Below are 7,693 nucleotides of genomic sequence, written 5' to 3'. Positions count from 1 at the left end.
TCAAGAAAATCTGAAGAGCAAAAACTCGCCGAATTTTCCCAAAAGAGCCGCGACCCGCCGAAGACGTTATCGAAGGATCAGTGCTGACCGGGAAGCCACTACCTATAGACCTGTTTCGGAGAATACAAGCATGAAATCACCCCTGTGGATAAATCTTTGGGAACCACAGCCAAAAGTAGTGCCGCCTCACCCAAAGCCCGCTAAATTACTGGGCTTTTCAGGAATTGGTCACGAATTTGGAGCATAGTCTGGCGTAATCATGACCCAAAAAACTGACATATCCGAGAAAAAAAACCGACTGGGACCTGATCAAGCTCCCGATGACAGCCCGGCAGAGGCCCCCTCCACCACCACAACCCAACCAAACTCACCGCGACTAGCCGTTTCGTCCTCTGCAAAGGTCGGATTAGCTCTAGGTGGCGGCATTGCACGCGGATGGGCCCATATCGGTGCCGTACGGCGTCTTGATGAATTGGGCTTATCGCCAGATATCGTCGCCGGAACCTCAGTTGGCGCGCTTGTTGGTGGTTTTTGGCGTGCCGGAAAACTCAACGAGCTTGAAACATGGGCCAGAAGCCTCACCAAGCGCCGTATGCTGTCCTATTTCGATGTGGTCTTAAACGGATCCGGACTAATGGGCGGCAAAAAACTCGAAAAAACCATGAACCGCTACCTTCCGCCCACGAACATCGAAGATATGGCCGGTCGATTTGTTGCGGTGACATCTGAATTATCCACCGGACACGAAGTATGGATGATCGACGGCGACCTCGCAGAGGCCATTCAAGCCGCTTATGCCCTACCCGGAATATTCCCACCCCGCGCAATTGATGGCCGTTGGTTAATCGACGGCGCATTAGTCAACCCGTTGCCCGTATCTGTCTGTCGGGCTTTGGGCGCACGCGTTGTAATTGCCATTGGGCTACACGCTGATGCGTTTAATATGAGTGTCGCAGACAGAAAAGAGAAATTCGATGCGCTTCCGAATATCGGCGCGTCCAACATAGGGGATGACATAGACGAAGCCCAAAAAAGCGGCATTACAAAAAAACTAATGGTTCGCCGACTATTCAATGCCAACCAAAGCGCGCCCGGTGTTGGCTCCGTGATGTTAGCATCCTTCAACATTTTGATGGATCGAATTACGCGGTCCCGCCTCGCCGGTGATCCCCCAGACGTTATGATAACGCCGCATGTGGGGCATATTCCGCTTTTGGATTTTGACCGGGCAGATGAATTAATCGGGCACGGACGAGATGCCGTCGATGAAGCATTACCGCAAATCGAAAGCGCCTTGAAATACCTTACCTAAATTAACGCGGGTCGCAAAAGGCCCCGATTAGGAGGCAATATATTCCTTTAGCGCCGCCGCTTCTTGTTCTGCTTCTTCGATTTTTCGCTTAACCACATCACCGATAGAGACCACACCGACGATATTGCCATCGCGAGTGACCGGCAAATGCCGAATTCGTTTTTCGGTCATCATCCCCATCAACTCGTCTACCGATGCGTCTACAGAGCAAGTATAAATATTGCTGGTCATACATTCAGAGACACCCATTGAAAGGGCTTCTGCGCCGCGCGAGCCAAGCCGTCGAACAATATCACGTTCCGACAAAATGCCGACGACATTGCCATTTTGCTCGCGGACAAGCACCGCACCAATATTTTTTTCGTTGAGAATTGTGACTGCCTCAGCAATCTTCGCGTCAGGCTCTACGGAATATATATCCGTGCCTTTTAGTTGGAGGATCTGTTCAACCTTCATCCGACTCTCCTCTGCGCAATGAAGTTTATTCTGTACTGTATACGCGCTTTCGGCAAGTGGGCATTGAAAGAGATTTTATAACTTCAATGACCCACGGCAGCTAGCCGTTCAAACAATGGATAGGTTAACAGCCCAAAAAGATACCCACCGACATGGGCCTGCCACGCGCTGGCGCTCTTGAATAAAATGAAGCTAAGCTTTGAGGTATCAAAAAAAATCGTCGCTGCAATTATTAAAATGGACACACCCAACATCATCAGTAAGGGAATTATTGTCGCCTGAGGCTCGGTGTTTTTAGCATTACTATTGTCCGGGCGCATAAAACTAATCCAAACGATTGCGCCAAACAATCCTGCGGCAGCACCAGAAGCGCCAATCATCGCGCGCCATGAATCTTGATTGATCAGAACAAAGAAAACCCCGGCGAACATGCCCGACAACAACAGAAAGGCCGTGAAGACCACCGGAATATCGTGTCTCTTTGTCTCGGGGGCAGATTCCATCTCCCGAAAAACAACCGTGCCCATCATCCCCAACGCCAATAAGTTAACGACCATATGAGTGACATTCACATGAAAAAGCATATGGCCAAGGATCGGGCGAACCATGCCAGTCAGGATATCCCCCTTGTCGAGTGCATGCATCATCCGCGCAGGTGAAAGCTCTACCAACCGCCATATTCGGCGTACCGCGGCCACGGGCAGTAAAGACATAATGATCTGGATAACCGCTAACCCCGTCACAATAACAGTGACCGTATCTGGCGGGTTTTTAAAAAAGCCGAGCCAGTCATTGCGGTCGGTTTGGGGGCGCATATTAGTTAATACTCGCAATGATTTTATAGGATTGATTAACGTCGAACCCCGTTGCGTGCAAACTTTTGTTCATGAAAGCCCCTTAAGATACGGGAAAAGGCTCGCGACCAACGGAACCAACATGACTAATTCGACACCGCAAAATGGCGGAGCACATGATGCGCAGCAGATTGATGCTGATCGCAGAAAGCACCAGCGCGCAGAAATTCCGCTAAAAGCCCGTTTTCTTACAGAACAAGGTGAAGAACGCTCCGGTGTGGTTCTTAATATATCCGCCGGTGGAGCCGTCCTAAAAACCAAATTTCCGCCTAGCCGCGACCAGAAAGTGATTCTCTATATCGATCAGATTGGTCGGATTGAGGGAAAGGTCGTCCGCGCCAATGACCGTCTGTTCGCCGTGACCTACCCGAAAAAGCGGTCCCGTCAGGCTAAAATCGCCGATCAGTTAACAAATGCGCTTAATAACCAGCATAGAGGCACCGATCGCCGAGGTCGGCCACGTATCAACCACGAAACCCATGCGACTGTTTATTTGGAAGATGGGCGTTCAGCTGAATGTTCCATTCTGGATATTTCACTGACTGGGGCCTCTCTCGAGATCAAACCCCGCCCTCCACTAGGCGCGCACATTATACTGGGCCGAATGACAGCCAAGGTTATTCGCCGCCACGATAAAGGCGTCGGGGTCGTATTTACCGGCTCTTCTAACCATAAAATGGAGGAAGTCCTGTCCGAATCAGCGAGCATGGAGCCTTTTGATACAACTGGCCCGGGATTTGCTCATTCATTTGGCAAGAAGGGCGTGCGCGCCCAATAGCCCTAAGGAAGAATGATGCTTGCTGCTGAAAACTGGTGCCTCAAAGTCGAAGACAAGGTCTACGGACCTTACACGACAGAACAGATGCGCAAATTTGCCCATGAAGGCCGATTAGCATCCTGGTCACTTGTGTCCCCTGCCGGTGGTCGAACTTGGCGTGAAGCCCGTAACGAATCAATCTTTTCAAACTTCTTCGGCACCGTACCAAGCGAAACAACAACCAACACCCAGTCTTCAAAAGCTTTTGGTAAACGTAGCGATTGTGATTTTACGTTGCCCGAAGAAGCGCCAAACAAAACAATCCCGATCAGCGCCAGCATCCAGACCAAAAAATCCGCCGAACCCACGGTCGCAAATTTCATCGTTATTTTCGATGTCGTTAGTGGCGCTGCAAGCCGCGTTGAGGCAGCCCTCTTTGGCCTTGGCCCCGCATTTCGAATTGCCGACAACACGTGGACTATATCATGTGAAATGACAGCCGTTGGTGTACGGAATGCTATCGCACCATATCTGCGTGGTAGCGAGTCAATCTTTGTTGTTGACGCCACCCGGGGACGTTCTTCATGGGGCAATTATTCGCCAGCAATCAACGCCAAGCTCACGGCCGCTTTCGTAAAATCGAAGCAGTCCTAAAACACGCTCCCACGAACCTTACGCCGTATTGTCCAGAAAATCATCCGTGATGCGTCAATCATGAATTTTTTCTGACGGCATCGTTTTATCTCCGCATCAGAGGCAAAACGGGATATAGTTACGAAGGTGACTGATTCGCGGGAGCGACAATCGTCTAGATGCAGTATTACGGCATAAACAATGTCTTGGTCGGCGCAAATCGCGCAAGGGCTGCTTTTCGACGATTGCAAAATCAACTCTCCACACCCTCTCCCATATATTCGTCACCATTTTCCATCCTTTTGTTATCTGGAGGCGTACATGACGAAACGTTCGGCGCGTCGCGCGGCGCGGCGCAATCCTGAATTTGCGCAATATGGCGATGATAATAACGTAAGGCGACTATTCGACGAACCGAAATGGTCACCGGTTGCTGACGACAGCAATAGAGATCAGAAATATAGAAAAAATCTCCGTGCACAGAATGAAACGCAGCAGATGGTCATGGATGCTATCGACGAAGCGCCGCTTGTGCTTGCTGTTGGGGCGGCTGGTACAGGTAAGACATATCTCGCCATTGCCAAGGCCGTAGAAGCACTCGAGGCAGGAAATGTTCGCCGGATCATCCTGTCACGTCCGGCTGTCGAAGCTGGCGAAAGCTTGGGTTTTTTGCCGGGAGATATGGAACAAAAACTCTCGCCCTATCTCCGCCCACTTTATGATGCGCTCTGCGACCGACTTTCGTCTAAACGCCTCAAAGCGCTAATGGCCGAAGGCGTCATCGAAATTGCGCCGATTGCCTATATGCGTGGTCGAACCCTCAATAACGCTTATGTGGTTATCGATGAGGCCCAGAACTGCACCTATGGCCAGTTAAAAATGTTGCTGACACGACTAGGGTGGAACTCCTCTATGGTGGTCACCGGCGATCCGGCACAAAGCGACCTCCTGCCCGGCATGTCCGGCTTAAATGATGTGGTGGAGAAGCTGGAAAACCTGGAAAATGTCCGCGCGGTGCGATTCTCCCGCGAAGATGTGGTCCGGCACCCGCTTGTGGCCGAAATGATTGACGCGCTTTGACCATATATAAGGCTTTGAATCGCGTTCGTAGCGAATCGCCTTTACGGGATTTTACTACGGGCGCGCTCATGATAATGACATGTCTTCCGCTTGTGACTGGTAATTAGGACGGATCGCATGAGTAACGGCTACGGCTTTGGCGACGGTGAGATCAAACAAGAATCAAGCTGGCGCTATCCGCTCGGCATTTTTATGGCGACGCTCGTTCTTTGCGCGATCTTTCTTTATTACTATGTAGGCCCAAGCGTCGAAGATTTCAGCGGCAACACACCCAGCCCTGCCATTACCGAAGAACCCGTCCGGGTCGAAATCGGCGGGTCAATCTTTGCGCCGCCCGCCAATTACACCGTTTACCCCCGTGCCCGACGCGGCGGCATTCGTGATGAAGTCGTCCTTTATGCGCTTTGGCCAACCATGAATGGCTATACCCCGGCGCAGCGCAAAGAATTCATTGAAAATGCGCCCGACACGCGCCGAATCGACATTACGATTTCAAAGCGCACTTCGATGTTCAATGAGGCAGAAAGATTCGAACGTCTCTATTTGCCTCAGACGGTCGATCCGCGCGGTGTTCGGACTCCCTACCAGCTGACAAAATTTACGTTCAAAGAACAACGCGCTAACGTTCCGACAAATGGGTACGCCGATACGGAGTTATTTGTCGGGAACGACGAGAGCGGCGCGACGGCAGCGGTCTTTTGTTTCAAAGAAAAAGACGACGTCACCAGCCCCGAATGCTGGCGCGAGCTGGAATATGGCAACAATATCGAAGTCAGCTATCGCTTTAAACGACCATACTTGCCGGAATGGCGAGCGCTAGATGATGCGGTGCAGCGCTTTGTGATGAAGCTCGATCAATCAAACCCACCCGCTCAGTAAATTAGTATTTTTGTAATTGCGCGCTCATCGCCACCATCAATACCGGCGACATGAACAATCCAATTCCGGCGACAACGGCAAAATAACTTGCGGTGCTAAGCCCTGCATCCCAGCTGAATGCCTCGGTGGCAACAATTAGTGCAGCCGCGCTCGTTCCAATCACAACCACAAACCGCCGAAGCCCATCGCACATCGCGTTTTGCGCAACATCTCTCGCGTTTCTCCAGATGTCACCTGCATTGCGCCAACTGACAGTGATTTGTGTAAAACCAATCGCCGCTAGCGTTAGCCCCGCTGTACGATCGGCCAATGTCGGTATTTCAAACCCAAACGCACTATAAACAAAGCCGGCGAATGTGGTGCTGATAAACAGCATGAGCGCAATCAATAGGCTTGTCCGCACCGAAACAAATGCGGCGCCAGATGCGACCATCATCATACCAATAAAAAGTATTAGGCTTAGGGGATTTGCAATGCCGGTCTCAAACGCAGCGATCACAACGAGAACGCCAATAATCGCGCTCGCCGCTAGCGCTGTCGAACTCGGAAGTAAGCGACGCATCGGGCGCCAACTTTCGACAAAGCGCTGCCGGCGTTGGTTTTCATCCACCGCAACTTGTTCACTATGGCGCAGCACCGCCAATAATCCGGTCGTTGAGACCAGACTCATCACCGATATCAAAATAGACGTCCCGGCAACGGCAAAAATAATCTGCCAATCGATAGCGCCAACATTCAACTGAAGCGAAACCACCAATCCATAAGAAGTCGCAGCCAAAAAACAAAACCACGCAGGCGCTAGAGCCGCATGTCCCGCAGAAGCCGCGGCATTACGTGCTGACAACCCCTTGGCATAAAGCTGCGCAAATTCCGCCGCGACGCTCATGCCAACGCACATCCCACCAGCCAAACCAATCGCGAGCGCCGGAGCGGCAAATGGTGCGGTCAACACATCGAGCAGCGCAAAGAAACCAATCGCGCCTACCCCGCCAATAATTATGGAAAGCGGCACCACCACGCCGAGCCGTAGTACATTCCGGGTGATCGGATGCAATGCGCTAAGGAATAAAAACAAACCAAGCGCAGCACATACCGGCAGTGACGGAACGATATCCGTTTGATCACCAAAAAAACCAAACACATACGCGCAGCACAACGCGCCCAAAAGCGCGAGCACAATCACATAAGGAATTCGGAACAAACGCCGACGCGGCGCAAAGGCCGCCAACGCGACCGGCACAAAACCCGCGATCAATGCGCTAATCGAAAATCGGATTAGAAAGGTGTTGGTGTCTGCGGTCGGCCCCATCTGGCGCGCGCCCAAGACAGCCAGAACCACAAGCCCCAGCCCCAAGACCCCACTAAGAATCACCGGGCGCTCTGCCGACAGCTTCCCGAGAAAACCGGATGGCGCGCCCGACAAGATTCTACCTCTTAACTCGCTGGCCGTTCAGGAAGATCAATTTCGAGAATTGCCATGTTAAAATCATAAGATACGTCACCTTCTTCGTCGTCGCGAAAAATGACGCCAATGAATTCGTCGCCAATATAGACCTCTGCTGAGTCGTCTTTGTTGGGGCGGCCTCGCACGGTGAGGTTATCCATACCGAATTTTGTGCTCAGATATTTCTGAAGGCGGGCTATATCTACGTTATCCATCATACACTTGTCCTTTTATCGAGACCCTCTTAACCGTATCCGTAGCGGGTGCCAACCGCCCTT

General features: G+C 51.5%; 9 protein-coding genes. 5 read left to right on the top strand and 4 right to left on the bottom strand.

All coding sequences use genetic code 11. From position 1 onward, the window contains the following. The first annotated feature begins 259 nt into the window (after positions 1-259). Positions 260-1,312 (top strand): patatin-like phospholipase family protein, encoded by a 1,053-nt coding sequence (locus ABFZ84_RS09000; RefSeq protein WP_369313669.1) that lies wholly within the window; start codon positions 260-262, stop codon positions 1,310-1,312. A gap of 27 nt (positions 1,313-1,339) precedes the next feature. Here ABFZ84_RS09000 and ABFZ84_RS08995 read toward each other — a convergent pair whose 3' ends face one another. Next, entirely contained in the window at positions 1,340-1,768 is a 429-nt protein-coding gene (locus ABFZ84_RS08995; protein WP_369313668.1) for a CBS domain-containing protein, read from the bottom strand. Positions 1,769-1,851: 83 nt separating this feature from the next. Next, entirely contained in the window at positions 1,852-2,583 is a 732-nt protein-coding gene (locus ABFZ84_RS08990) for a rhomboid family intramembrane serine protease (protein ID WP_369313667.1), read from the bottom strand. Positions 2,584-2,704: 121 nt separating this feature from the next. On the opposite strand from ABFZ84_RS08990, the gene ABFZ84_RS08985 reads away from it, so the two are divergent. From ABFZ84_RS08985 to ABFZ84_RS08970, 4 genes are all read left to right on the top strand, one after another. Beyond that, positions 2,705-3,400 (top strand): PilZ domain-containing protein, encoded by a 696-nt coding sequence (locus ABFZ84_RS08985; RefSeq protein WP_369313666.1) that lies wholly within the window; start codon positions 2,705-2,707, stop codon positions 3,398-3,400. 12 nt (positions 3,401-3,412) lie between these two features. Continuing rightward, complete coding sequence (locus tag ABFZ84_RS08980) at positions 3,413-4,033, top strand: GYF domain-containing protein (RefSeq protein WP_369313665.1); 621 nt, start codon at positions 3,413-3,415, stop codon at positions 4,031-4,033. Positions 4,034-4,333: 300 nt separating this feature from the next. Continuing rightward, positions 4,334-5,092, top strand: coding sequence for a PhoH family protein (locus tag ABFZ84_RS08975; protein WP_369313664.1), 759 nt, complete (start codon positions 4,334-4,336; stop codon positions 5,090-5,092). 117 nt (positions 5,093-5,209) lie between these two features. Beyond that, the gene (locus ABFZ84_RS08970; protein ID WP_369313663.1) at positions 5,210-5,971 is read left to right on the top strand and encodes a hypothetical protein; all 762 of its coding nucleotides are present in this window, start codon (positions 5,210-5,212) and stop codon (positions 5,969-5,971) included. A gap of 1 nt (position 5,972) precedes the next feature. On the opposite strand, the gene ABFZ84_RS08965 is transcribed toward ABFZ84_RS08970, so the two are convergent. Both ABFZ84_RS08965 and ABFZ84_RS08960 read right to left on the bottom strand, forming a co-directional pair. After that, a complete protein-coding gene (locus ABFZ84_RS08965; RefSeq protein WP_369313662.1) occupies positions 5,973-7,394 on the bottom strand; it encodes a hypothetical protein in 1,422 nt (473 codons plus the stop codon). Between the two features lie 11 nt (positions 7,395-7,405). Further along, a complete protein-coding gene (locus ABFZ84_RS08960) occupies positions 7,406-7,630 on the bottom strand; it encodes a DUF3126 family protein (protein WP_369314559.1) in 225 nt (74 codons plus the stop codon). Positions 7,631-7,693: the final 63 nt, after the last annotated feature.

It is taken from the genome of Hyphococcus lacteus (assembly GCF_041058985.1).
In the GTDB taxonomy this organism is placed as follows: domain Bacteria; phylum Pseudomonadota; class Alphaproteobacteria; order Caulobacterales; family Parvularculaceae; genus Hyphococcus; species Hyphococcus lacteus.
Note: the sequence above shows the minus strand (reverse complement) of the source record. Positions and strands in the feature narration are given on the sequence as shown.

Bases quoted from the DNA above. Each gene is read 5' to 3' on its own strand.
- ABFZ84_RS08995 (WP_369313668.1), bottom strand. From the start codon at position 1,768: ATGAAGGTTGAACAGATCCTCCAACTAAAAGGCACGGATATATATTCC.
- ABFZ84_RS08975 (WP_369313664.1), top strand. From the start codon at position 4,334: ATGACGAAACGTTCGGCGCGTCGCGCGGCGCGGCGCAATCCTGAATTT.
- ABFZ84_RS08985 (WP_369313666.1), top strand. From the start codon at position 2,705: ATGACTAATTCGACACCGCAAAATGGCGGAGCACATGATGCGCAGCAG.
- ABFZ84_RS08960 (WP_369314559.1), bottom strand. From the start codon at position 7,630: ATGGATAACGTAGATATAGCCCGCCTTCAGAAATATCTGAGCACAAAA.
- ABFZ84_RS09000 (WP_369313669.1), top strand. From the start codon at position 260: ATGACCCAAAAAACTGACATATCCGAGAAAAAAAACCGACTGGGACCT.
- ABFZ84_RS08990 (WP_369313667.1), bottom strand. From the start codon at position 2,583: ATGCGCCCCCAAACCGACCGCAATGACTGGCTCGGCTTTTTTAAAAAC.
- ABFZ84_RS08980 (WP_369313665.1), top strand. From the start codon at position 3,413: ATGATGCTTGCTGCTGAAAACTGGTGCCTCAAAGTCGAAGACAAGGTC.
- ABFZ84_RS08970 (WP_369313663.1), top strand. From the start codon at position 5,210: ATGAGTAACGGCTACGGCTTTGGCGACGGTGAGATCAAACAAGAATCA.